Source organism: Pseudooceanicola sp. HF7 (assembly GCF_011806405.1).
Taxonomy (GTDB): domain Bacteria; phylum Pseudomonadota; class Alphaproteobacteria; order Rhodobacterales; family Rhodobacteraceae; genus Pseudooceanicola.
Genome location: NZ_JAATOW010000003.1, coordinates 142241 through 164914 on the forward strand (window position 1 = coordinate 142241; position 22674 = coordinate 164914).

Consider the following 22674-nt stretch of genomic DNA (forward strand, 5'->3'; position numbering starts at 1 on the left):
ACCACCATTGGGCCGGTGGTCAGGCATTGATCCGAACTCCTGTCTCGCAGGGACGCGAGCGCCGGTGCCCCGACGGTGCGCGCTTCCGATGAGAAACGAAAGGTGACGTCCGTCATGGCTCAGACCTATCTTGGTCAGAAACGTCTTCGCAAATACTACGGTAAAATTCGCGAAGTCCTTGAAATGCCGAACCTCATTGAGGTTCAGAAAAGCTCCTACGAACTCTTCCTGAAATCCGGAGACCAGATCGATCCCGCCGATGGCGAAGGGATCAAGGGTGTCTTCCAGTCGGTTTTCCCGATCAAGGATTTCAACGAAACGGCTGTCCTGGAGTTCGTGAAATACGAGCTTGAGAAGCCGAAGTACGACGTTGACGAATGCATGCAGCGTGACATGACCTACAGCGCCCCGCTGAAGGTCACGCTGCGCCTGATCGTGTTCGATATCGACGAGGACACCGGCGCCAAGTCCGTCAAGGACATCAAGGAACAGGACGTCTTCATGGGCGACATGCCCCTGATGACCCCGAACGGCACCTTCATCGTGAACGGCACCGAACGTGTCATCGTGTCCCAGATGCACCGCTCGCCCGGCGTGTTCTTCGACCATGACAAGGGCAAGACCCACTCCTCGGGCAAACTGCTCTTTGCCTGCCGCATCATTCCCTACCGTGGCTCCTGGCTGGACTTCGAGTTCGACGCCAAGGACATCGTCTTTGCCCGTATCGACCGCCGCCGGAAGCTTCCGGTGACGACCCTGCTCTATGCCCTGGGCATGGATCAGGAAAGCATCATGGATGCTTACTACAACACGGTGACCTATACCTACCGCCGGGGCCAGGGCTGGGTTTCCAAGTTCTTCCCCGAGCGTGTGCGCGGCACCCGCCCGACCTTCGACCTGGTCGATGCCGACAGCGGCGAGATCATCGCCGAAGCCGGCAAGAAGGTGACTCCGCGCGCCGTCAAGAAGCTGATCGACGAAGGCAGTGTCTCCAACCTGCTGATGCCCTTCGACCGCATCGTCGGCAAGTTCGTGTCCAAGGACATCATCAACGAGGAAAACGGCGCCATCTACGTGGAAGCCGGTGATGAGCTGACCGTCGAATACGACAAGGAAGGCGAGTTGATCGGCGGGACCGTCAAGGACCTGATCGATGCCGGGATCACCGAGATCCCCGTGCTGGACATCGACAACATCACCGTGGGCCCGTACATGCGGAACACCATGGCGATGGACAAGAACATGAACCGCGACACCGCGCTCATGGACATCTACCGCGTCATGCGTCCGGGTGAGCCGCCGACCGTCGAAGCCGCGTCTTCGCTGTTCGACACGCTCTTCTTCGACAGCGAGCGCTACGATCTTTCCGCCGTTGGCCGCGTGAAGATGAACATGCGTCTTGCGCTTGAAAAGCCCGATACCCAGCGGACCCTCGACCGCCAGGACATCGTTCAGTGCATCAAGGCACTGGTCGAACTGCGCGACGGCAAGGGCGAGATCGACGACATCGACCACCTCGGCAACCGTCGTGTGCGTTCGGTCGGCGAACTGATGGAAAACCAGTACCGCGTCGGGCTGCTCCGCATGGAGCGCGCGATCAAGGAACGTATGTCCAGCGTCGAAATCGACACGGTCATGCCGCAGGATCTGATCAACGCCAAGCCGGCAGCCGCCGCAGTGCGCGAATTCTTCGGCTCCTCGCAGCTGTCGCAGTTCATGGACCAGACCAACCCGCTGTCCGAAGTGACGCACAAACGCCGCCTCTCGGCGCTTGGCCCGGGCGGTCTGACCCGCGAACGTGCCGGCTTCGAGGTGCGTGACGTTCACGCCACCCACTACGGTCGTATGTGCCCGATTGAGACGCCGGAAGGCCCGAACATCGGTCTGATCAACTCGCTGGCAACCTTCGCCCGCGTGAACAAGTACGGCTTCATCGAGACCCCCTACCGTACCGTGAAGGACAAGCAGGTCACCGACGAGGTGCACTACATGTCCGCAACGGAAGAACAGCGTCACGTGGTGGCCCAGGCCAACGCATCGCTGGACGCCGAGGGCAAGTTCACGAACGAGATGGTCAACACCCGTCAGGCCGGCGAATACACGCTGACCCCGACGGAAAACGTGGACCTGATCGACGTGTCGCCCAAGCAGCTGGTCTCGGTCGCGGCCTCGCTCATTCCCTTCCTCGAAAACGATGACGCCAACCGCGCTCTGATGGGCTCGAACATGCAGCGTCAGGCGGTTCCGCTTCTGCGGGCCGAGGCGCCGCTGGTCGGCACCGGGATCGAGGAAGTCGTGGCACGGGATTCCGGCGCGGCCATCATGGCCAAGCGCGGCGGGATCATCGACCAGGTGGATGCGCAGCGGATCGTGATCCGCGCGACGGAAGACCTCGAGCTCGGCGATGCCGGGGTCGATATCTACCGCATGCGCAAGTTCCAGCGGTCGAACCAGAACACCTGCATCAACCAGCGTCCGCTGGTGAAGGTGGGCGACAAGGTCGTGAAGGGCGAAGTCGTTGCAGATGGTCCGTCCACCGACATGGGGGAACTGGCGCTCGGCAAGAACGTCATCGTCGCCTTCATGCCCTGGAACGGCTACAACTACGAAGACTCCATCCTGATCTCCGAGCGTATCTCGCGCGATGACGTCTATACCTCGATCCACATCGAGGAATTCGAAGTCGCCGCACGTGACACCAAGCTTGGTCCGGAAGAGATCACCCGCGACATCCCCAACGTCGGCGAGGAAGCCCTGCGCAACCTCGACGAAGCGGGTATCGTCTACATCGGTGCCGATGTGGAACCGGGCGACATCCTGGTGGGCAAGATCACTCCGAAGGGCGAAAGCCCGATGACGCCGGAAGAAAAGCTCCTCCGCGCCATCTTTGGTGAAAAGGCCTCGGACGTCCGTGACACCTCGCTGCGCGTCAAGCCGGGCGATTACGGGACTGTCGTGGAAGTGCGCGTCTTCAACCGCCATGGCGTTGAGAAAGACGAACGTGCGCTTCAGATCGAACGCGAAGAGGTCGAGCGCCTTTCCCGCGACCGTGACGACGAACTCGCGATCCTGGACCGCAACATCTATGCCCGTCTGAAGGACATGCTCCTGGGCAAGGTGGCCGTGAAGGGCCCCAAAGGCGTCAAGGCCGGCTCCGAAATCACCGAAGACCTGCTCGGCATGCTGTCGCGCGGTCAGTGGTGGCAGCTGGCGCTGGAAGACGACAAGGAGGCCCAGATCGTCGAAGCCCTGAATGAGCAGTACGAGGTGCAGAAGCGCGCCCTGGATGCCCGTTTCGAGGACAAGGTCGAGAAGGTCCGTCGTGGCGACGACCTGCCGCCGGGCGTCATGAAGATGGTCAAGGTCTTCATCGCCGTGAAGCGCAAGCTTCAGCCGGGCGACAAGATGGCCGGTCGTCACGGGAACAAGGGTGTGGTTTCGCGCGTGGTGCCGATGGAGGACATGCCGTTCCTCGCGGATGGTACCCCGGTCGACTTCTGCCTCAACCCGCTGGGCGTGCCGTCGCGCATGAACGTCGGTCAGATCCTTGAAACCCACATGGGTTGGGCTGCACGCGGCCTGGGTCTGAAGATCGACGATGCCCTGGGTGACTATCGCCGTTCCGGCGACATGACCCCGGTGCGTGAAGCGCTGCGCATCGCCTATGGCGACGACGTCTACGAGGAAGGCTTTGCCGGCATGGAAGAGAACGAAGTTCTCGACGCCGCCGGCAACGTGACCCGTGATGTGCCGATCGCGACTCCGGTCTTCGACGGCGCCAAGGAGGCGGATGTGAACGACGCGCTGCAACGCGCCGGCTTCGACACCTCCGGCCAATCGGTCCTGTTCGACGGTCGCACCGGCGAGCAGTTCTCCCGGAAGGTCACCGTGGGCATGAAGTACCTGCTCAAGCTGCACCACCTTGTCGACGACAAGATCCACGCACGTTCCACTGGCCCGTACTCCCTCGTCACCCAGCAGCCGCTTGGTGGTAAGGCGCAGTTCGGTGGTCAGCGCTTCGGTGAGATGGAAGTCTGGGCCCTCGAGGCCTACGGCGCCGCCTACACCCTGCAGGAGATGCTGACGGTCAAGTCCGATGACGTGGCCGGCCGGACCAAGGTCTACGAAAGCATCGTCAAGGGCGAGGACAACTTCGAAGCGGGCGTTCCGGAGAGCTTCAACGTGCTCGTGAAGGAAGTCCGCGGCCTCGGCCTGAACATGGAACTCCTGGACGCAGAGGAAGAGGAATAAGCCCCTCGGACGGTAGGTTTCTCCCACTCTGCGCCAACGGCGTAGGGTGGGTGCCAACCCACCTCCGGCCGCTGCCCTCTCCAACGCTCCCTCATTGAGGAAAAAGACATGAACCAGGAACTGACGAACAACCCGTTCAACCCGCTGACCCCGCCGAAGGTCTTCGACGAGATCAAGGTGTCGCTGGCGTCTCCCGAACGGATCCTTTCGTGGTCCTACGGCGAGATCAAGAAGCCCGAGACGATCAACTACCGGACCTACAAGCCCGAGCGGGACGGCCTGTTCTGCGCGCGCATCTTCGGTCCGATCAAGGACTACGAGTGCCTCTGCGGCAAGTACAAGCGGATGAAGTATCGCGGCGTCGTCTGCGAGAAATGCGGCGTGGAAGTCACGCTGCAGAAGGTCCGCCGCGAACGCATGGGGCACATCGAACTGGCCGCGCCCGTGGCGCATATCTGGTTCCTCAAGTCGCTGCCGTCGCGCATCGGCCTGATGCTGGACATGACCTTGCGTGACCTCGAGCGTGTGCTCTACTTCGAAAACTACGTTGTCATCGAGCCGGGTCTGACGGACCTGCAATACGGCCAGATGATGACCGAAGAAGAGTTCATGGATGCCCAGGACACCTACGGCATGGACGCCTTCACGGCGAACATCGGTGCCGAGGCCATCCGCGACATGCTCGCCCAGATCGACCTCGAATCCGAGGCCGAGCAGCTTCGTGCGGACCTCGCCGAAGCCACGGGTGAACTGAAGCCCAAGAAGATCATCAAGCGTCTGAAGGTCGTTGAATCCTTCCTCGAGTCGGGCAACCGCCCCGAGTGGATGATCATGACCGTGATCCCGGTCATCCCGCCCGAGCTGCGCCCCCTGGTGCCGCTGGACGGTGGCCGCTTCGCGACCTCCGACCTGAACGACCTCTACCGCCGGGTCATCAACCGAAACAACCGTCTGAAGCGTCTGATCGACCTTCGTGCGCCCGACATCATTGTGCGTAACGAAAAGCGGATGCTGCAGGAATCCGTCGACGCCCTGTTCGACAACGGTCGTCGCGGCCGGGTCATCACCGGTGCCAACAAGCGCCCGCTGAAGTCCCTGTCCGACATGCTGAAGGGTAAGCACGGTCGTTTCCGGCAGAACCTTTTGGGTAAACGCGTCGACTTCTCCGGCCGTTCGGTCATCGTGACCGGCCCGGAACTGAAGCTGCACCAGTGTGGTCTTCCCAAGAAGATGGCGCTCGAGCTCTTCAAGCCCTTCATCTACTCGCGCCTGGAGGCCAAGGGCCTGTCCAGCACCGTGAAACAGGCGAAGAAGCTGGTCGAGAAAGAGCGCCCCGAAGTCTGGGATATCCTCGACGAGGTCATCCGTGAGCACCCGGTTCTGCTGAACCGCGCGCCCACGCTGCACCGTCTTGGCATCCAGGCCTTCGAACCCACGCTGATCGAAGGCAAGGCCATCCAGCTGCACCCGCTCGTCTGCTCGGCATTCAACGCCGACTTCGACGGTGACCAGATGGCTGTCCACGTGCCGCTGAGCCTTGAGGCCCAGCTGGAAGCCCGCGTCCTGATGATGTCGACGAACAACGTTCTGTCGCCCGCAAACGGCGCGCCGATCATCGTTCCGTCGCAGGACATGATCCTTGGCCTCTACTACACCACGATTGCCCGTGACGGCATGAAGGGTGAAGGCATGGTCTTCTCCTCCATCGACGAGGTCCAATACGCGCTGGATACCGGGGCCGTGCACCTGCACGCCAAGGTCACCGCGCGCATTCCCCAGATCGATGAGGAAGGCAACGAGGTCTTCGAGCGCTTTGAAACGACCCCGGGCCGCGTGCGCCTGGGTGAGCTTCTGCCGATGAACGCCAAGGCACCCTTCGAACTGGTCAACCGCCTTCTGCGGAAACGCGAAGTGCAGCAGGTCATCGATACCGTCTACCGTTACTGCGGTCAGAAGGAATCGGTCATCTTCTGTGACCAGATCATGCGCATGGGCTTCCGCGAGGCCTTCAAGGCCGGGATCTCCTTCGGCAAGGATGACATGGTCATCCCCGACAACAAGTGGTCGATCGTCGAGGAAACCCGGACCCAGGTCACGGACTTCGAACAGCAGTACATGGACGGCTTCATCACCCAGGGTGAGAAGTACAACAAGGTCGTCGATGCCTGGTCGAAGTGCAACGACAAGGTCACCGAGGCCATGATGTCCACCATCTCGGCGGTCAAACATGACGAGGCCGGTGCTGAAGAAGAGCCGAACTCGGTCTACATGATGGCCCACTCCGGTGCGCGTGGCTCCGTGACGCAGATGAAGCAGCTGGGCGGGATGCGCGGCCTGATGGCGAAGCCGAACGGCGACATCATCGAGACCCCGATCATCTCGAACTTCAAGGAAGGTCTGACCGTTCTTGAATACTTCAACTCCACCCACGGTGCCCGTAAGGGTCTGTCGGATACGGCTCTGAAGACCGCGAACTCCGGTTACCTGACCCGTCGTCTTGTCGACGTGGCCCAGGACTGCATCGTGCGTGAGCACGATTGCGGAACCGAGCGCGCGATCACCGTCTCCAACGCCGTCAACGACGGTGAAGTGGTCGCCACCATCGGTGAGCGTATCCTGGGCCGTGTCGCGGCAGACGACGTGATGCGCCCCGGTACGGATGAGATCCTTCTCAAGAAGGGTCAGCTCATCGACGAACGCACCGCGGACATGATCCAGGACGCCTCCGTCCAGTCCATGCGCATCCGCTCGCCCCTCACCTGTGAGGCCGAGGACGGCGTCTGCGCCATGTGCTACGGTCGTGACCTTGCACGCGGCACCATGGTCAACCAGGGTGAGGCCGTCGGCATCATCGCGGCCCAGTCCATCGGTGAACCCGGCACCCAGCTGACGATGCGGACCTTCCACATCGGCGGCGTTGCGCAGGGTGGCCAGCAGTCCTTCCTGGAGTCCTCCTCCGACGGTACCGTCGAATTCGAGAACGCCAACCTGCTGGAAAACTCTGCCGGTGAAACCCTGATCGTCGGCCGGAACATGAAGCTCCGGATCATCGACGAACATGGTGAGGAACGTGCGTCCCACAAGCTGGGCTACGGCACCAAGCTCTTCGTCAAGCATGGCGAGAAGATTGAGCGCGGCGCCAAGCTCTTCGAATGGGACCCCTACACGCTTCCGATCATCGCCGAGAAGAAGGGTACGGCCCGTTACGTGGACCTGGTGTCCGGTATCGCCGTGCGCGACGAGACCGACGATGCGACCGGCATGACCCAGAAGATCGTGATCGACTGGCGTGCCGCTCCGAAGGGCAACGAGCTGAAGCCGGAAATCCTGATTGTCGATGCGGATGGCGAACCCGTGCGCAACGATGCAGGCAACCCGGTGACCTACCCGATGTCCGTGGATGCGGTCCTGTCTGTCGAAGACGGCCAGGAAATCCAGGTCGGCGATATCGTCGCGCGGATCCCGCGGGAAGGCGCGAAGACGAAGGACATTACCGGTGGTCTGCCGCGTGTGGCCGAACTCTTCGAAGCCCGTCGTCCCAAGGACCACGCCATCATCGCAGAGATCGACGGCTACGTTCGCTTCGGTCGCGACTACAAGAACAAGCGCCGGATCACGATCGAGCCTGCGGATGAAAGCCTGGAGCCCGTGGAATACATGGTGCCCAAGGGCAAGCACATCCCGGTTCAGGAAGGCGACTTCGTTCAGAAGGGCGACTACATCATGGACGGCAACCCCGCGCCGCATGACATCCTTGCCATCATGGGTGTCGAAGCGCTGGCTGACTACATGATCGACGAAGTGCAGGACGTCTATCGACTGCAGGGTGTGAAGATCAACGACAAGCACATTGAGGTGATCGTTCGCCAGATGCTGCAGAAGTGGGAGATCCTCGACTCCGGCCAGACGACGCTGCTCAAGGGCGAGCACGTCGACAAGGTCGAATTCGACGAAGCCAACGCCAAGGCCGAGGAAAAGGGCCAGCGCCCGGCTTCCGGTCAGCCGATCCTTCTGGGGATCACCAAGGCATCGCTGCAGACGCGGTCCTTCATCTCGGCGGCCTCCTTCCAGGAGACCACGCGGGTCCTCACCGAAGCCTCGGTGCAGGGCAAGCGCGACAAGCTTGTCGGCCTAAAGGAAAACGTCATCGTGGGTCGCCTGATCCCCGCCGGGACCGGTGGCGCAACGCAGCGCGTGCGCAGCATTGCCGGCGCCCGCGACAATGTCGTGGTCGAGGCACGGCGTGACGAGGCCGCGGCAGCGCTTGCGGCTCCTTCCGCCGAAACGCCCCAGGTCGAGACCTTCGTCGAGACCCCGGAAAGCGGCGAGTAAGCCAGCTTCAAAACCTTTCGAAAGGCCCCCGCATCGTCGGGGGCCTTTTGCGTTTCTGCCCCCCTCGCCTGACGGACCGGCCTGGGCGGGGCAGGGACTGCGGCCTCTTGCGCCCGGTGGTGGCTCAGCGGTGCTCCAGCCCCACCCAGACGCGCCTTCCGCCTGCGGACAGGGCAGGGGGCAGCCGGGATCGCACGGCCCTCGGTGACCCGGGTTTGCGCCCTTCGGCTCAGCAAGCGATTGCACCGCGCCGCGTTTCTGCTAAAGCGCGGGGAAAGACCCGGATGGACCGCCCAGCATGAGCGACAATTTCAAGGCCGCGTTTCTCATGATGGCCTCACTGGCCATGCTCTCCGTCAACGACGCCTCCATCAAGGCGGTGGCGCTGGCCGTGCCCCTTACCCAGATCGTCATCCTGCGCAACGGCGTGACCACGGCTGTCCTGCTGGGGGCGCTGCTCTGGACCCGCAAGACCGCGCGGCTGTCACGCGGCGACCTGGCCCTGGCGCTTCTGCGCGGCGTGGGAGAGGCCGGGGCGGCCTGGTTCTACCTGCTGGCACTGGTCGCCATGCCTTTCGCCAACGTGGTGGCCATCGTGCAATCGGCCCCGCTGGTGGTGACCCTTTCGGCAGCACTGGTGCTGCGTGAAAAGATCGGCTGGCGGCGGCTGCTGGCGATCGTGGCGGGCTTCATGGGCGTCCTGCTGATCGTCCGGCCAGGCGGGCAGGGCTTTGATGTCTTCTCGCTCTACGTGCTGGCCTCGGTGGGCTTCATCACCCTGCGGGACCTGGCGACCCGAAAGCTCTCGCGCGAGGCGCCGGCGATGATGGTGACCGCGATCACCTCTGCGCTCGTGCTGCTTTTCTATATCCTGATCGGCCTGGGCCAGCCCTGGCAGCCGATGACGGGCGGGCAGCTGGGCCTTGTCCTGCTGGCCTCGGGCTTCGTGCTGGGCTCCTACCTGACGGCGATCGCCGCCATGCGGACCGGAGAGATTGCCTTCGTGTCGCCCTTCCGTTACACGGCGCTCCTCTGGGCCCTTCTGCTGGGCCTGGTGCTTTTCGGGGAATGGCCCGACATGATGACGCTGGCCGGCAGCGCGGTGATCGTGGCCTCCGGCCTGTTCACCCTCTACCGCGAACGCAAGCGCGCCGAGCCGGGGCAGGACCAGGACCAGGACCAGGTCTCGGGCTTCTCCGAAGCGGCCGAGCCTCCCGGCAGTCCGGTCCGTCCGGCGGCGGGGACGGAGCTGTCCGAACCGGCCCCGGCAGCGCCAGAGGCAAGCAGGGCAGGGCGCGGCGGCTGATGTGCCGTGGCGCCACGGCGCCCGCATCGTTCAGGTCTTGTTGACAACCCTGCCGACTCCCCCTATACGCGCCCCAATCAGGCGAGGGGGCCGCCCCTTTGCCTTCCAGGTTTGAAGTGGTCAAGATCCGGGCGCACTGCCCCGATCCTCTGGAAAACCCACCGCGTCGACCCCCGTCAACATGGGGCGGATGCGGTTTTTTACGTTGCGCGCAAGCGTGGCGAAAGTTTCTACGGCGCCTGCCAGCGCCCCAGGAACAGACCGTGTGAAAGCGCGGCAGGAACCGGTTCCGGCGGACGCGCCGGGGACCATTGGAAGGAAACCGCATGGGGACGGCCCCTCATGCAGCACATGTGTTAGAGACGGGAAAGTAACCCTATGCCTACGATCCAGCAGCTGATCCGCAAGCCGCGGCAGCCCAAAGTGAAGCGCTCCAAGTCCATGCACCTGGAGCAGTGCCCGCAAAAGCGTGGCGTCTGCACGCGCGTTTACACCACGACCCCGAAGAAGCCGAACTCCGCTATGCGGAAGGTGGCCAAGGTCCGTCTGACCAATGGCTACGAAGTCATTTCCTACATCCCCGGTGAAAGCCACAACCTGCAGGAGCACTCCGTTGTGCTTATCCGCGGCGGCCGGGTGAAGGACCTTCCGGGTGTCCGTTACCACATCCTGCGCGGTGTGTTGGATACCCATGGGGTCAAAGATCGTAAGCAACGCCGTTCGAAGTACGGCGCGAAGCGTCCGAAGTAAGAGGATCAACAGATGTCCCGCCGTCACGCCGCCGAAAAGCGCGAAGTTCTGCCCGACGCCAAATATGGCGATCGCGTGCTGACCAAGTTCATGAACAACCTGATGATCGACGGCAAGAAGTCGGTCGCAGAGAAAATCGTCTACAACGCGCTGGATCGCGTTGAAGGCAAGGTGAAGCGCGCGCCCGTGGAAATCTTCCACGAAGCGCTCGACAACATCAAACCCTCGGTCGAGGTTCGCTCGCGCCGTGTGGGTGGTGCCACCTACCAGGTTCCCGTCGAAGTGCGCCCAGAGCGCCGCGAAGCCCTGGCAATCCGCTGGCTGATCAACGCGTCCCGCGCCCGCAACGAGAACACGATGGAAGAGCGCCTTGCAGGTGAACTTCTGGACGCCGTGAACTCCCGCGGTTCCGCCGTGAAGAAACGCGAAGACACCCACAAGATGGCCGACGCCAACAAAGCGTTCAGCCACTACCGCTGGTAACCCCCAACGCCCGAAAGGCAGAGGCTCACAATGGCACGCGCATATCCGCTCACGCGTTACCGCAACTTCGGCATCATGGCTCACATCGATGCTGGCAAGACGACGACGACCGAACGTATTCTGTACTACACCGGCCGTTCGCACAAAATCGGTGAAGTCCACGACGGCGCCGCCACCATGGACTGGATGGAGCAGGAGCAGGAGCGCGGGATCACGATCACGTCCGCTGCGACCACGACCTTCTGGCAGTGGCAGGAAGATCCGACCGCTGAAGGGACCGATGACACGAAGTTCCGCTTCAACATCATCGACACCCCCGGCCACGTCGACTTCACCATCGAAGTTGAACGTTCGCTGGCCGTCCTCGACGGTGCGGTCTGCCTTCTCGACGGCAACGCCGGCGTTGAACCCCAGACCGAAACCGTGTGGCGTCAGGCTGACCGCTACAAGGTTCCGCGGATCGTCTTCGTCAACAAGATGGACAAAATCGGCGCTGACTTCTTCAACTGCGTGAAGATGATCAAGGACCGTACCGGCGCGACTCCCGTTCCCGTGGCAATGCCCATCGGCGCGGAAGATCAGCTGGAAGGCACCATCGACCTGATCACCATGGAAGAATGGGTCTGGAAGGGCGACGACCTCGGCGCTGGCTGGGTCCGTCAACCGATCCGTGACGAGCTGAAAGATCTGGCCGACGAATGGCGCGCCAACATGATCGAGAACGCCGTCGAAATGGACGACGACGCCATGGAAGCCTACCTGGAAGGCGAAGAGCCCGACGTGCCGACCCTGCGGAAACTGATCCGCAAGGGCTGCCTGTCGCTGTCCTTCGTTCCGGTCCTGGGCGGTTCCGCGTTCAAGAACAAGGGCGTGCAGCCCCTGCTGAACGCCGTGATCGACTTCCTGCCCGGCCCCCTCGACGTGCCTGCCTACATGGGCTTCTCCCCGGATGATGAAACGGAAACCCGTAACATCGCACGTTCCGCGGACGACGACGCACCCTTCGCCGGCCTGGCATTCAAGATCATGAACGACCCGTTCGTTGGCTCCCTGACCTTCACCCGGATCTACTCCGGCGTGATGAAGAAGGGTGACTCGATCCTGAACTCCACCAAGGGCAAGAAAGAGCGCATCGGTCGTATGATGATGATGCACTCAAACGATCGCGAAGAGATCGAAGAGGCCTTCGCAGGCGACATCATCGCGCTGGCCGGTCTGAAAGAGACCACCACCGGTGACACGCTCTGCGCCCAGAACGGCCCTGTCGTCCTCGAAACGATGACCTTCCCCGATCCCGTGATCGAGATCGCCGTCGAGCCGAAGACCAAGAACGACCAGGAAAAGATGTCTGCGGGCCTGGCCCGTCTGGCAGCAGAAGACCCCTCCTTCCGCGTGGAGACCGACCTCGAGTCCGGTCAGACCATCATGAAGGGCATGGGCGAACTTCACCTGGACATCCTGGTCGACCGCCTGAAGCGCGAATTCAAGGTCGAGGCCAACATCGGTGCGCCGCAGGTGGCATACCGTGAAACGATCTCCAAGGAAGTCGAGCACACCTACACCCACAAGAAACAGTCGGGTGGTTCGGGTCAGTTCGCAGAGGTCAAGCTGGTCATCACCCCAACGGAGCCGGGCGAAGGTTACTCCTTCGAATCCAAGATCGTTGGTGGTGCGGTTCCCAAGGAATACATCCCGGGTGTCGAAAAAGGGATCAAGTCGGTCATGGACTCCGGTCCGCTGGCAGGCTTCCCGGTCATCGACTTCAAGGTTGCCCTGATCGACGGTAAGTTCCACGACGTTGACTCCTCTGTCCTCGCCTTCGAAATCGCTGCTCGCATGGGCATGCGCGAAGGGATGCGGAAAGCCGGCGCCAAGCTGCTGGAACCGATGATGAAGGTCGAAGTGATCACGCCGGAAGAATACACCGGTTCGATCATTGGTGACCTGACCTCCCGTCGTGGCCAGGTCTCTGGTCAGGAACCCCGCGGTAACGCCGTGGCGATCCAGGCATTCGTGCCGCTGGCCAACATGTTCGGCTACATCAACAACCTGCGCTCCATGTCCTCGGGCCGCGCGCAGTTCACGATGCAGTTCGACCACTACGACCCGGTTCCGGCCAACATCTCTGAAGAAATTCAGTCCAAGTACGCATAAGCAGCGGTGCGGGGGAGACCCCGCACCCTACACCCCCCGTAGGGTGCGTCGCAGACGCACCGCCAGAAAGACAGGAGGCCTATCATGGGCAAGGAAAAGTTTGAGCGCGGCAAACCGCACTGCAACATCGGCACGATCGGTCACGTTGACCACGGCAAGACGACGCTGACGGCGGCGATCACGAAGTACTTCGGTGACTTCCGCGCCTACGACCAGATCGACGGCGCGCCGGAAGAAAAGGCCCGCGGCATCACGATCTCGACCGCACACGTGGAATACGAGACCGAAGCGCGCCACTATGCGCACGTCGACTGCCCCGGCCACGCCGACTACGTCAAGAACATGATCACCGGTGCTGCCCAGATGGACGGCGCGATCCTGGTCGTGAACGCCGCTGACGGCCCCATGCCGCAAACGCGCGAGCACATCCTGCTCGGCCGCCAGGTGGGTATCCCCGCCATGGTCGTCTTCATGAACAAGGTTGACCAGGTCGACGACGAAGAGCTGCTCGAGCTCGTCGAGATGGAAATCCGCGAACTGCTCTCCGAGTACGACTTCCCGGGCGACGACATCCCCGTCATCGCCGGCTCTGCCCTGGCAGCGATGGAAGGCCGCAACCCGGAAATCGGCGAAGAGAAGATCAAGGAACTGATGGCCGCCGTGGATGAGTACATCCCGCAGCCCGAACGTGCCGTTGACCAGCCCTTCCTGATGCCGATCGAAGACGTGTTCTCGATCTCCGGCCGTGGTACGGTTGTGACCGGCCGTGTCGAGCGTGGCGTCGTGAACGTCGGCGACGAACTGGAAATCGTCGGCATCAAGGACACCAAGAAAACGACCTGCACGGGCGTGGAAATGTTCCGCAAGCTGCTGGATCGTGGTGAAGCAGGCGACAACGTCGGCGTCCTGCTGCGCGGCATCGACCGTGAAGGCGTTGAGCGCGGCCAGGTGCTGTGCAAGCCCAAGTCGGTCAACCCGCACACCAAGTTCGAAGCAGAAGCCTACATCCTGACCAAGGATGAAGGTGGCCGTCACACGCCGTTCTTCGCCAACTACCGCCCGCAGTTCTACTTCCGGACCACGGACGTCACCGGCACCGTTCAGCTGCCCGAAGGCACTGAAATGGTCATGCCCGGCGACAACCTGAAGTTCACGGTTGAACTGATCGCGCCGATCGCCATGGAAGAGAAGCTGCGCTTCGCTATCCGTGAAGGCGGCCGCACCGTCGGCTCCGGCGTCGTCTCCAAGATCATCGAGTGATGATCGCGCCGGGTGCGTGCCCTGCACGCACCTGACGAGACGCCGAAAAGGACGCGTGACACCGTCACGGGTCCGACCGGATCGGGACGAAAAACGGCGGGGGAAACCCCGCCGTCTCTCATCCCGCAAAATAACGGAATTAGGGTCTGGACAGCGCGTCCTTTCCCATCTATTCCGCGCCAATTCCAAACGGCGGGCCGCCCTTGCCTGGCATAGCCAACAAGGGTCCGCCGTGGGTTCGACGAGGGGCAGAGATGACCTCTGCTCGTCCTATCAACTCCTACGCCGCGAAAGGCTGACACAATGAGCCAAACTATTCGCATCCGGCTGAAGGCATTCGATTACCGCGTCCTGGATTCCAGCACGCAGGAAATCCTGAACACGGCGAAGCGCACCGGCGCAACCGTCCGTGGCCCGATCCCGCTGCCCAACAAGATCGAGAAGTTCACGGTTCTCCGTGGTCCTCACGTTGACAAGAAATCTCGCGACCAGTTCGAGATCCGCACCCACAAGCGGCTCCTGGATATCGTGGATCCGACCCCGCAGACGGTGGACGCGCTGATGAAGCTCGACCTCGCCGCCGGCGTGGATGTCGAGATCAAGGTGTAAGGGAGGCAACTGAACATGCTGCGTTCCGGTATCATCGCAAAAAAAGTGGGTATGACTCGCCTCTTCATGGAAGACGGCAAGCAGATCCCCGTCACCGTCCTGCAAATGGACAAGCTTCAGGTCGTCGCTCAGCGTACTGCTGACGATCATGGCTACACCGCCGTCCAGCTGGGCGCCGGCACGGCCAAGGCCAAGCGGACCTCCCAGGCCATGCGCGGTCACTTCGCCGCGGCCAAGGTGGAGCCCAAGCGGAAAGTCGCGGAATTCCGCGTCGACCCGGAGAACCTGATCAACGTCGGTGAAGAAATCACCGCCGATCACTACTTCGAAGGTCAGTTCGTGGACGTCTCCGGCACCTCGATCGGTAAAGGCTTCGCCGGTGGCATGAAACGCCACAACTTCGGCGGCCTGCGCGCCTCTCACGGCGTGTCGATCTCGCACCGTTCCCACGGTTCGACCGGTCAGTGTCAGGATCCGGGCAAGGTCTTCAAGGGCAAGAAAATGGCCGGCCACATGGGTGCCGTCCGTGTCACCACGCAGAACCTGCAGGTCGTCAAGACCGACAGCGAGCGTGGCCTGGTCTTCATCAAGGGCGCCGTTCCCGGCTCCAAAGGTGGCTGGGTGACCGTCAAGGACGCCGTCAAGAAACCGTTCCCCGAGAACGCGATCCTGCCGGCAGCCCTGAAATCCGCCGCTGAAGAAGCCAAGCGTCTTGCAGACGAGGCCGCAGAAGCAGCCGCAGCAGAAGCCGCAGCAGCGGAAGAAGCAGCAGCAGCAGAAGCAGCCGCCGCTGAAGAGGCCGCTCTGAAAGAGGCCGAGGCTTCGATTGAAGCCGAGAAGAAGGAAGGCGAAGAATGAAACTCGACGTGATCAAACTGGACGGCTCGAGCGCCGGTTCCGTCGATCTCGGCGACGAGATCTTCGGCCTGGAGCCGCGTGCGGACATTCTGCACCGCGTGGTTCGCTGGCAGCGCAACAAGGCGCAGGCCGGTACCCACAAGGTCCTGACCAAGTCCGAGGTGTCCTATTCCACCAAGAAGATCTATCGCCAGAAGGGCACCGGCGGCGCACGTCACGGCTCCCGCAAGGCACCGATCTTCCGCTCCGGTGGTATCTACAAGGGCCCGACGCCGCGTTCCCACGGCCACGAGCTGCCGAAGAAATTCCGCAAGCTCGGCCTGAAGCACGCCCTGTCTGCCAAGGTGAAGGACGGCTCGCTCGTCATCATCGACACGGCGGAATCGGACGGCAAGACCGCAGCTCTGGCCAAGCAGGTTAAGAACCTGGGCTGGAAACGTGCTCTGATCATTGACGGCGCTGCCGTCAACGAAGGCTTCGCCCGCGCCGCCGCCAACATCGACGGCCTGGACGTGCTGCCTTCCATGGGCGCAAACGTGTATGACATCCTGAAGCGTGACACCCTGGTGCTCACCAAGGCAGGTGTCGAAGCTCTGGAGGCTCGCCTGAAATGAGTGCCAAGGCAGAACATTACGACGTGATCCGCAAGCCGATCATCACCGAAAAAGCGACCATGGCTTCCGAAGCCAACGCGGTTGTCTTCGAAGTGTCGATCGACTCCAACAAGCCGCAGATCAAGGAAGCCGTCGAGGCCCTGTTCAACGTCAAGGTGAAGGCCGTGAACACGTCCGTCACCAAGGGCAAGGTCAAGCGTTTCCGCGGTCAGCTCGGCAAGCGGAAAGACGTCAAGAAGGCCTATGTGACCCTTGAAGAGGGCAACACGATCGACGTGACCACCGGTCTCTGATCGTGGCGGTGGGATCGCTCCCACCCTACGCAAGTCTCAAAGCCCTCCGCCAACCGGCGGGGGGCTTTCCTTTTTGCGGGGCAGGGCCCCTTGACCAAGAGGCAATGATGATCCCCTGGGAAGAACTGGCCACCGCACGCGCCCCCGAAGGCGACATCCTGCGCTTGTTCCGGCGCGGCACGGAATATTCCATCCGGTTGGGCGATGGGAACGAGCTGATGAACAGCCGTCTTGGTGGCTCTGAAATCGCGCTCTCCACGCTCTCCTTCGACCGCCTGGGCGCACGGTCCGCGCCCCGGGTGCTGATCGGCGGGCTGGGCATGGGCTTCACCCTGCGCGCCGCACAGGAGGTCGCGCCGGCCGATGCGGTGCTGGTCGTCTCCGAGGTCGTGCCGGAGCTTATCGGCTGGGCGCGGGACGAGATGTCGGCGGTCTTCGGGGATTGCCTCTCCGATCCGCGGGTAGAGCTGCGCCCCGGCGACGTGGTGCAGGAGATCGCCGGCGCGACCGCCGAATGGGATGCCATCCTGCTGGACGTGGATAACGGCCCGGACGGGCTGACCCGCGACGGCAATGACGCCCTTTACGGAGAGGCCGGCCTGGCCGCCGCCCACCGCGCGCTGACGCCCCGTGGCGTGCTGGCAATCTGGTCAGCGCATCCCTCCCAGCCCTTCACCAAGCGCCTGGCGCGGGCGAATTTCGACGTGAAGGTCGAAAGCGTCAGGGCAGGGCGGAGCAAGCGCGGCTCCCGCCACACGGTCTGGACGGCTGTGCGCAAGGGGCAGTAGCGCACGCACCGGCCGCCTCCCGGGTAACGGGATCGTGCGGCAAAGACCGGTATGCGCCTGTGCACATTGCGCCGGGACGACCAGGGCATACCTAAGGTGAAACGGGTGACAACCCGCAGAACCGAAGGAGTAGCCCCATGGATTTCAAGGATAAGGTCGTTCTCATCACCGGCGCCGCCGGGGGTATCGGCATCGCCGCCGCGCGCAAGTTCGCAGCCCAAGGCGCCAAGCTGGCGCTGGTCGACCTGAAGCTGGAGGCGCTTGAGAAAGCCGCCGAGGGGCTGGACGGGGCGCTGCTGCTGACCGCCAACGTGGCAGAGGAAGCCGACGTTAAGGCCTATGTCGACGCGACGGTCGAAAAGTTCGGCCGCATCGACGTCTTCGTGAACAACGCTGGCATCAACGGCGAGTTCAAGAACATCGAGCACCAGACGGTCGAGAACTACACCAACGTGCTCAACATCAACGTGGTCGGCGTGGCCATGGGCCTGAAGCACGTGGTGGCACAGATGAAGAGCCAGGGCGGCGGGGCGATCGTCAACACGGCCTCCAACGGCGGCCTGCTGGGCGCGCCGGGCATGAGCGCCTACGTGGCCTCCAAGCACGCGGTCATCGGCATCAACAAGTCCGTGGCGCTGGAAGCGGCGGGTGACAACATCCGCGTCAACGCGGTCTGCCCCTCGGGCGTGGACACCCAGATGATGCGCTCGATCGAAGAGCGCGCCACGGCCAACGGCGCCGAGAACCCGCGCGAGACCTTCGAAAGCTCCGTGCCCCTGGGCCGCTACGCCGAGGCCGACGAGATCGCGGACCTGATGCTCTTCCTGGCCTCTGACAAGGCCAGCTTCATCACCGGCGCATACTACCGGATCGACGGCGGCGGCGGCGCGACCTCTGTCTGAGGCGGAAAAGGGGGGTGCCGCGACTTGAGGCGCTCCCCCTTGCCACCCCCCATACCCCCTGCTATACGCGCCCAATCACGTGGCCCCGGGATTCGTTCCGGGGTCTCGTGTTTGTTGAGCCGGGGACCTTCGGGGCCCTAAACTTCGGGTAGTGTGTCAGCGACGGGCCTTCCAACCGTCCGGCAAATACCCAATACATAGCCGCCCAACGTGCCCCGCAGCCCTGCGATAGGGTGGGGCAAACGAAGGCGGCGCTTGCTAAACGGAAGACAGAAAGCATGGCACTTAAGTCGTATAAGCCGACGACGCCGGGCCAGCGCGGGCTGGTGCTGATCGACCGTTCGGAGCTGTGGAAAGGACGCCCCGTCAAAGCCCTCACCGAGGGTCTGACGAAATCGGGCGGCCGGAACAACACCGGACGGATCACGTCGCGCCGCCGTGGTGGCGGGGCAAAACGCCTCTACCGGATCGTTGACTTCAAGCGGAACAAGAAAGACGTCGAAGGCGTCGTGATGCGGATCGAATATGACCCGAACCGCACCGCCTTCATCGCGCTGATCCAATATGTCGATGGCGAACAGGCCTACATCCTGGCGCCGCAGCGTCTGGGCGTCGGTGACAAGGTCGTCTCCTCCCAGAAGGCCGACATCAAGCCCGGCAACGCAATGCCCTTCTCCGGCATGCCGATCGGGACGATCGTCCACAACATCGAGCTGAAGCCCGGCAAGGGTGGCCAGATCGCACGCGCCGCGGGCACCTACGCCCAGTTCGTCGGCCGTGACGGTGGTTACGCCCAGATCCGGCTGAGCTCGGGTGAACTGCGCATGGTTCGTCAGGAATGCCTGGCCACCGTCGGTGCGGTTTCCAACCCCGACAACAGCAACCAGAACTTCGGTAAAGCGGGCCGCATGCGGCACAAGGGCATCCGCCCCTCCGTGCGTGGTGTCGTGATGAACCCGATCGACCACCCCCATGGTGGTGGTGAAGGCCGGACTTCGGGTGGTCGCCACCCGGTTACCCCCTGGGGTAAGCCGACCAAGGGTGCGAAAACCCGCAAGAACAAGGCAACGGACAAGTACATCATCCGTAGCCGTCACGCGAAGAAGAAGGGTCGCTAATCTATGGCACGTTCTGTTTGGAAAGGCCCCTTCGTTGACGCTTACGTCCTGAAGAAGGCCGAAGCGGCACGCGAAAGCGGTCGTAACGAAGTTATCAAGATCTGGTCGCGTCGCTCGACGATCCTGCCCCAATTCGTGGGTCTGACGTTCGGTGTGTACAACGGCCACAAGCACATTCCTGTCAACGTCTCGGAAGACATGATCGGTCAGAAGTTCGGTGAATACTCCCCGACGCGGACCTATTACGGTCACGCCGCGGACAAAAAAGCGAAGCGGAAGTAAGTCATGGGCAAGGAAAAGAACCCCCGCCGCGTGGCTGACAACGAAGCTATGGCAAAAGTCCGCATGCTTCGCACCAGCCCGCAGAAACTGAACCTCGTCGCTGCGATGATCCGCGGCAAGAAGGTCGACAAGGCCCTTACGGACCTGACCTTCTCCAAGAAGCGGATCGCTCAGGACGTCAAGAAGTGCCTGCAGTCCGCGATCGCCAACGCCGAGAACAACCACCAGCTCGACGTCGACGAACTCGTCGTTGCCGAAGCTTACGTGGGCAAGAACCTCGTGATGAAACGTGGCCGTCCGCGGGCACGTGGCCGTTATGGCAAGATCATGAAGCCGTTTTCGGAACTCACCATCCTGGTGCGTCAGGTCGAGGAGCAAGCCTAATGGGTCAGAAAGTCAATCCGATCGGCATGCGCCTCCAGGTCAACCGCACCTGGGACTCGCGCTGGTACGCCGATAGCAAGGATTTCGGCGATCTTCTTCTGGAAGACGTCAAGATCCGTGAGTTCATCAAGACCGAATGCAAGCAGGCCGGTATTGCCCGCGTGATCATCGAACGCCCCCACAAGAAGTGCCGTGTGACCATTCACACAGCGCGTCCGGGCGTGATCATCGGCAAGAAAGGCGCCGACATCGAGGTGCTTCGCAAGAAGCTCGCCAACATGACGGATTCGGAACTGCACCTCAACATCGTCGAGGTCCGCAAGCCCGAGCTTGACGCACAGCTGGTCGCAGAGAACATCGCTCAACAGCTCGAACGTCGTGTGTCCTTCCGTCGCGCCATGAAGCGTGGCGTGCAGAACGCAATGCGCATGGGTGCCCTGGGTATCCGGGTCAACGTCGCAGGCCGCCTTGGCGGTGCTGAGATCGCCCGGACCGAATGGTACCGCGAAGGCCGTGTGCCTCTGCACACCCTGCGCGCCGACATCGACTATGCTCACGCCGAAGCCACCACCCCCTATGGTATCATCGGGATCAAGGTGTGGATCTTCAAAGGCGAGATCATGGAGCACGATCCCGCGGCGCGTGATCGCAAGGCACAAGAGCTGCAAGACGGTCCCGCACCCCGCGGCGCCGGCGGCGGCCGCCGTGATCGCGACCGGTAAGGAGACAGAAAAATGCTTCAACCGAAACGCACCAAGTTCCGCAAGCAGTTCAAGGGCCGGATCAAAGGCGAAGCCAAAGGCGGCTCCGACCTGAACTTCGGGACCTTTGGCCTGAAAGCGGTCCAGCCCGAGCGTGTTACCGCACGCCAGATCGAGGCTGCTCGTCGTGCCATGACGCGCCACATGAAGCGTCAGGGCCGTGTCTGGATCCGGATCTTCCCGGATGTTGCCGTGACCTCCAAGCCCACCGAAGTTCGGATGGGTAAGGGTAAAGGTTCCGTCGATTACTGGGCCGCCAAGGTCAAGCCGGGCCGCGTGATGTTCGAGATCGACGGTGTTTCCGAGGAAGTCGCACGCGAAGCGCTGCGCCTTGCCTCCATGAAACTGCCGATCAAGACCCGCGTCGTCGTCCGCGAAGACTGGTAATCCCGCGCATCGCCCCGTGCGATGCCAGGACCTGATCAAGAAGCCCCCGCCCTTGCCGGCGGGGGCTTTTCCAATTCTGACGCACCCTTCGGGAGGGTTCCTTGCCCCGTTACAAGATGCAGTTCACCGGCTCCGGCTTTTCCCTGCCGCAGGGGGATCGGTTCACCGTCAATGTCGTGCTGGATGCCGAGGATGAAGAGGCCGCAGAGGCCCGCGCGCGCCTGATGATCTACAGCGCCTGGACCCGGCAGGGGCATGCCGCGGCCTTGGGCGATCAGCGCCCCGATCTGACCCGCAGCGACACCGGCAAGGGCACCGGCCTTGGCGCCCGCCTGGCCAGGCCCGGTCTTGGCGCTTTCGCCTTTTCCCGCAGCCGCTGACGCTCATCGCCTAAAGGCGCGGGCATTTGCCCGGTTCCCTTCGTCCCGTCCCTGGATTACCAGCGGGCAAACCCCTCCTGCAGGAGACCACCCATGGCCGATATCCGTTCTCTCTTCGTCACCCGTCTCTACCGCGCGCCGCTTGCGGAACTGGGCACCGCCCCGGATCCCGCGGAACTGGCTGAAAGTTGCTATTCCATCGCCGAGGACGACGATGCCGGCAATGAATGGTGCGAGGAAAACGACTACCCCGGCTATACCTCCTATGCCTCGCTGACCGATCTGCCCTGGCGCTTCCCGATCTTCGGCGACCTGGTGGCGCTGATCGACAAGCATGTCGCGGCCTTCGCAGAGGACCTCGGTTTCGACCTGGGCGACCGGGAGCTGAAGCTGGAAGACATCTGGATCAACATCCTGCCGGAGGGCGGCACACACGGCTCTCACATCCACCCGCATTCGGTGATCTCGGGCACGACCTACGTGGCGATGCCCGAAGGCGCCTCCGCGCTGAAGCTGGAAGATCCCCGCCTGCCGATGCTGATGGCCGCCCCGACGCGCCGCAGGGATGTGCGAGAGGAGCTCAAGAGCTTCATCTACGAAAAGCCCGCCGTCGGGGACATCCTGCTCTGGGAAAGCTGGCTGCGCCACGAGGTGCCGATGAACATGGCCGAAGAAGAGCGCATCTCCGTCAGCTTCAACTACAAGTGGGAGTGAGCAGCGGTCCGGACCGTTTTACGGTCCGGCAAACGCTCCTGTGGAGCG

20 protein-coding genes are annotated in these 22674 nt (G+C 62.6%); all 20 read left to right on the forward strand.

Annotation, left to right across the window (positions count from 1 at the left end; all coding sequences use genetic code 11):
- Positions 1-114 precede the first annotated feature (114 nt).
- The 20 genes from rpoB (at position 115) to HCZ97_RS02155 (ending at position 22626) form a co-directional block, all read left to right on the forward strand.
- Positions 115-4251 carry a DNA-directed RNA polymerase subunit beta gene (gene rpoB, locus HCZ97_RS02060; RefSeq protein ID WP_167687009.1) on the forward strand — a complete coding sequence of 1379 codons (4137 nt, stop codon included), beginning with the start codon at positions 115-117 and terminating at the stop codon, positions 4249-4251.
- A gap of 108 nt (positions 4252-4359) precedes the next feature.
- On the forward strand, positions 4360-8583 hold the full coding sequence (gene rpoC / locus HCZ97_RS02065; protein ID WP_167687010.1) for a DNA-directed RNA polymerase subunit beta': 4224 nt from the start codon (positions 4360-4362) through the stop codon (positions 8581-8583).
- Between the two features lie 298 nt (positions 8584-8881).
- Positions 8882-9889 carry a DMT family transporter gene (locus HCZ97_RS02070; protein ID WP_167687011.1) on the forward strand — a complete coding sequence of 336 codons (1008 nt, stop codon included), beginning with the start codon at positions 8882-8884 and terminating at the stop codon, positions 9887-9889.
- Positions 9890-10267: 378 nt separating this feature from the next.
- Positions 10268-10639, forward strand: coding sequence for a 30S ribosomal protein S12 (gene rpsL / locus HCZ97_RS02075; protein ID WP_097145475.1), 372 nt, complete (start codon positions 10268-10270; stop codon positions 10637-10639).
- A 12-nt stretch (positions 10640-10651) separates the two neighbouring features.
- Positions 10652-11122, forward strand: a complete 471-nt coding sequence (rpsG, locus tag HCZ97_RS02080) for a 30S ribosomal protein S7 (RefSeq protein ID WP_167687012.1) — start codon at positions 10652-10654, stop codon at positions 11120-11122.
- 30 nt (positions 11123-11152) lie between these two features.
- Positions 11153-13276, forward strand: coding sequence for an elongation factor G (gene fusA / locus HCZ97_RS02085; protein ID WP_167687013.1), 2124 nt, complete (start codon positions 11153-11155; stop codon positions 13274-13276).
- Positions 13277-13360: 84 nt separating this feature from the next.
- Positions 13361-14536 (forward strand): elongation factor Tu, encoded by a 1176-nt coding sequence (gene tuf, locus HCZ97_RS02090; RefSeq protein WP_167687000.1) that lies wholly within the window; start codon positions 13361-13363, stop codon positions 14534-14536.
- 303 nt (positions 14537-14839) lie between these two features.
- On the forward strand, positions 14840-15145 hold the full coding sequence (rpsJ, locus tag HCZ97_RS02095) for a 30S ribosomal protein S10 (RefSeq protein ID WP_010137465.1): 306 nt from the start codon (positions 14840-14842) through the stop codon (positions 15143-15145).
- 15 nt (positions 15146-15160) lie between these two features.
- Entirely contained in the window at positions 15161-16003 is an 843-nt protein-coding gene (gene rplC / locus HCZ97_RS02100; protein ID WP_167687014.1) for a 50S ribosomal protein L3, read from the forward strand.
- Positions 16000-16617 (forward strand): 50S ribosomal protein L4, encoded by a 618-nt coding sequence (gene rplD / locus HCZ97_RS02105; protein ID WP_167687015.1) that lies wholly within the window; start codon positions 16000-16002, stop codon positions 16615-16617. The genes rplC and rplD overlap by 4 nt, the downstream gene beginning before the upstream one ends.
- The gene (locus HCZ97_RS02110; RefSeq protein WP_167687016.1) at positions 16614-16910 is read left to right on the forward strand and encodes a 50S ribosomal protein L23; all 297 of its coding nucleotides are present in this window, start codon (positions 16614-16616) and stop codon (positions 16908-16910) included. Before rplD ends, HCZ97_RS02110 begins: the two co-directional genes overlap by 4 nt.
- Before the next feature lie 107 nt (positions 16911-17017).
- Positions 17018-17698 (forward strand): spermidine synthase, encoded by a 681-nt coding sequence (locus HCZ97_RS02115; RefSeq protein ID WP_167687017.1) that lies wholly within the window; start codon positions 17018-17020, stop codon positions 17696-17698.
- Positions 17699-17835: 137 nt separating this feature from the next.
- The gene (locus HCZ97_RS02120; protein WP_167687018.1) at positions 17836-18600 is read left to right on the forward strand and encodes an SDR family NAD(P)-dependent oxidoreductase; all 765 of its coding nucleotides are present in this window, start codon (positions 17836-17838) and stop codon (positions 18598-18600) included.
- A 278-nt stretch (positions 18601-18878) separates the two neighbouring features.
- Positions 18879-19718 (forward strand): 50S ribosomal protein L2, encoded by an 840-nt coding sequence (gene rplB, locus HCZ97_RS02125; protein ID WP_167687019.1) that lies wholly within the window; start codon positions 18879-18881, stop codon positions 19716-19718.
- 3 nt (positions 19719-19721) lie between these two features.
- Positions 19722-20000 carry a 30S ribosomal protein S19 gene (gene rpsS, locus HCZ97_RS02130; RefSeq protein WP_008281873.1) on the forward strand — a complete coding sequence of 93 codons (279 nt, stop codon included), beginning with the start codon at positions 19722-19724 and terminating at the stop codon, positions 19998-20000.
- 3 nt (positions 20001-20003) lie between these two features.
- Positions 20004-20384 carry a 50S ribosomal protein L22 gene (gene rplV / locus HCZ97_RS02135; protein ID WP_167687020.1) on the forward strand — a complete coding sequence of 127 codons (381 nt, stop codon included), beginning with the start codon at positions 20004-20006 and terminating at the stop codon, positions 20382-20384.
- Complete coding sequence (rpsC, locus tag HCZ97_RS02140; RefSeq protein WP_167687021.1) at positions 20384-21106, forward strand: 30S ribosomal protein S3; 723 nt, start codon at positions 20384-20386, stop codon at positions 21104-21106. The genes rplV and rpsC overlap by 1 nt, the downstream gene beginning before the upstream one ends.
- 12 nt (positions 21107-21118) lie before the next feature.
- Positions 21119-21532 carry a 50S ribosomal protein L16 gene (gene rplP, locus HCZ97_RS02145; protein WP_167687022.1) on the forward strand — a complete coding sequence of 138 codons (414 nt, stop codon included), beginning with the start codon at positions 21119-21121 and terminating at the stop codon, positions 21530-21532.
- Between the two features lie 101 nt (positions 21533-21633).
- Entirely contained in the window at positions 21634-21912 is a 279-nt protein-coding gene (locus tag HCZ97_RS02150) for a hypothetical protein (RefSeq protein ID WP_167687023.1), read from the forward strand.
- 93 nt (positions 21913-22005) lie between these two features.
- On the forward strand, positions 22006-22626 hold the full coding sequence (locus HCZ97_RS02155; protein WP_167687024.1) for a 2OG-Fe(II) oxygenase family protein: 621 nt from the start codon (positions 22006-22008) through the stop codon (positions 22624-22626).
- Positions 22627-22674: the final 48 nt, after the last annotated feature.

Bases quoted from the DNA above. Each gene is read 5' to 3' on its own strand.
- rpoB (WP_167687009.1), top strand. From the start codon at position 115: ATGGCTCAGACCTATCTTGGTCAGAAACGTCTTCGCAAATACTACGGT.
- rpoC (WP_167687010.1), top strand. From the start codon at position 4,360: ATGAACCAGGAACTGACGAACAACCCGTTCAACCCGCTGACCCCGCCG.
- HCZ97_RS02070 (WP_167687011.1), top strand. From the start codon at position 8,882: ATGAGCGACAATTTCAAGGCCGCGTTTCTCATGATGGCCTCACTGGCC.
- rpsL (WP_097145475.1), top strand. From the start codon at position 10,268: ATGCCTACGATCCAGCAGCTGATCCGCAAGCCGCGGCAGCCCAAAGTG.
- rpsG (WP_167687012.1), top strand. From the start codon at position 10,652: ATGTCCCGCCGTCACGCCGCCGAAAAGCGCGAAGTTCTGCCCGACGCC.
- fusA (WP_167687013.1), top strand. From the start codon at position 11,153: ATGGCACGCGCATATCCGCTCACGCGTTACCGCAACTTCGGCATCATG.
- tuf (WP_167687000.1), top strand. From the start codon at position 13,361: ATGGGCAAGGAAAAGTTTGAGCGCGGCAAACCGCACTGCAACATCGGC.
- rpsJ (WP_010137465.1), top strand. From the start codon at position 14,840: ATGAGCCAAACTATTCGCATCCGGCTGAAGGCATTCGATTACCGCGTC.
- rplC (WP_167687014.1), top strand. From the start codon at position 15,161: ATGCTGCGTTCCGGTATCATCGCAAAAAAAGTGGGTATGACTCGCCTC.
- rplD (WP_167687015.1), top strand. From the start codon at position 16,000: ATGAAACTCGACGTGATCAAACTGGACGGCTCGAGCGCCGGTTCCGTC.
- HCZ97_RS02110 (WP_167687016.1), top strand. From the start codon at position 16,614: ATGAGTGCCAAGGCAGAACATTACGACGTGATCCGCAAGCCGATCATC.
- HCZ97_RS02115 (WP_167687017.1), top strand. From the start codon at position 17,018: ATGATCCCCTGGGAAGAACTGGCCACCGCACGCGCCCCCGAAGGCGAC.
- HCZ97_RS02120 (WP_167687018.1), top strand. From the start codon at position 17,836: ATGGATTTCAAGGATAAGGTCGTTCTCATCACCGGCGCCGCCGGGGGT.
- rplB (WP_167687019.1), top strand. From the start codon at position 18,879: ATGGCACTTAAGTCGTATAAGCCGACGACGCCGGGCCAGCGCGGGCTG.
- rpsS (WP_008281873.1), top strand. From the start codon at position 19,722: ATGGCACGTTCTGTTTGGAAAGGCCCCTTCGTTGACGCTTACGTCCTG.
- rplV (WP_167687020.1), top strand. From the start codon at position 20,004: ATGGGCAAGGAAAAGAACCCCCGCCGCGTGGCTGACAACGAAGCTATG.
- rpsC (WP_167687021.1), top strand. From the start codon at position 20,384: ATGGGTCAGAAAGTCAATCCGATCGGCATGCGCCTCCAGGTCAACCGC.
- rplP (WP_167687022.1), top strand. From the start codon at position 21,119: ATGCTTCAACCGAAACGCACCAAGTTCCGCAAGCAGTTCAAGGGCCGG.
- HCZ97_RS02155 (WP_167687024.1), top strand. From the start codon at position 22,006: ATGGCCGATATCCGTTCTCTCTTCGTCACCCGTCTCTACCGCGCGCCG.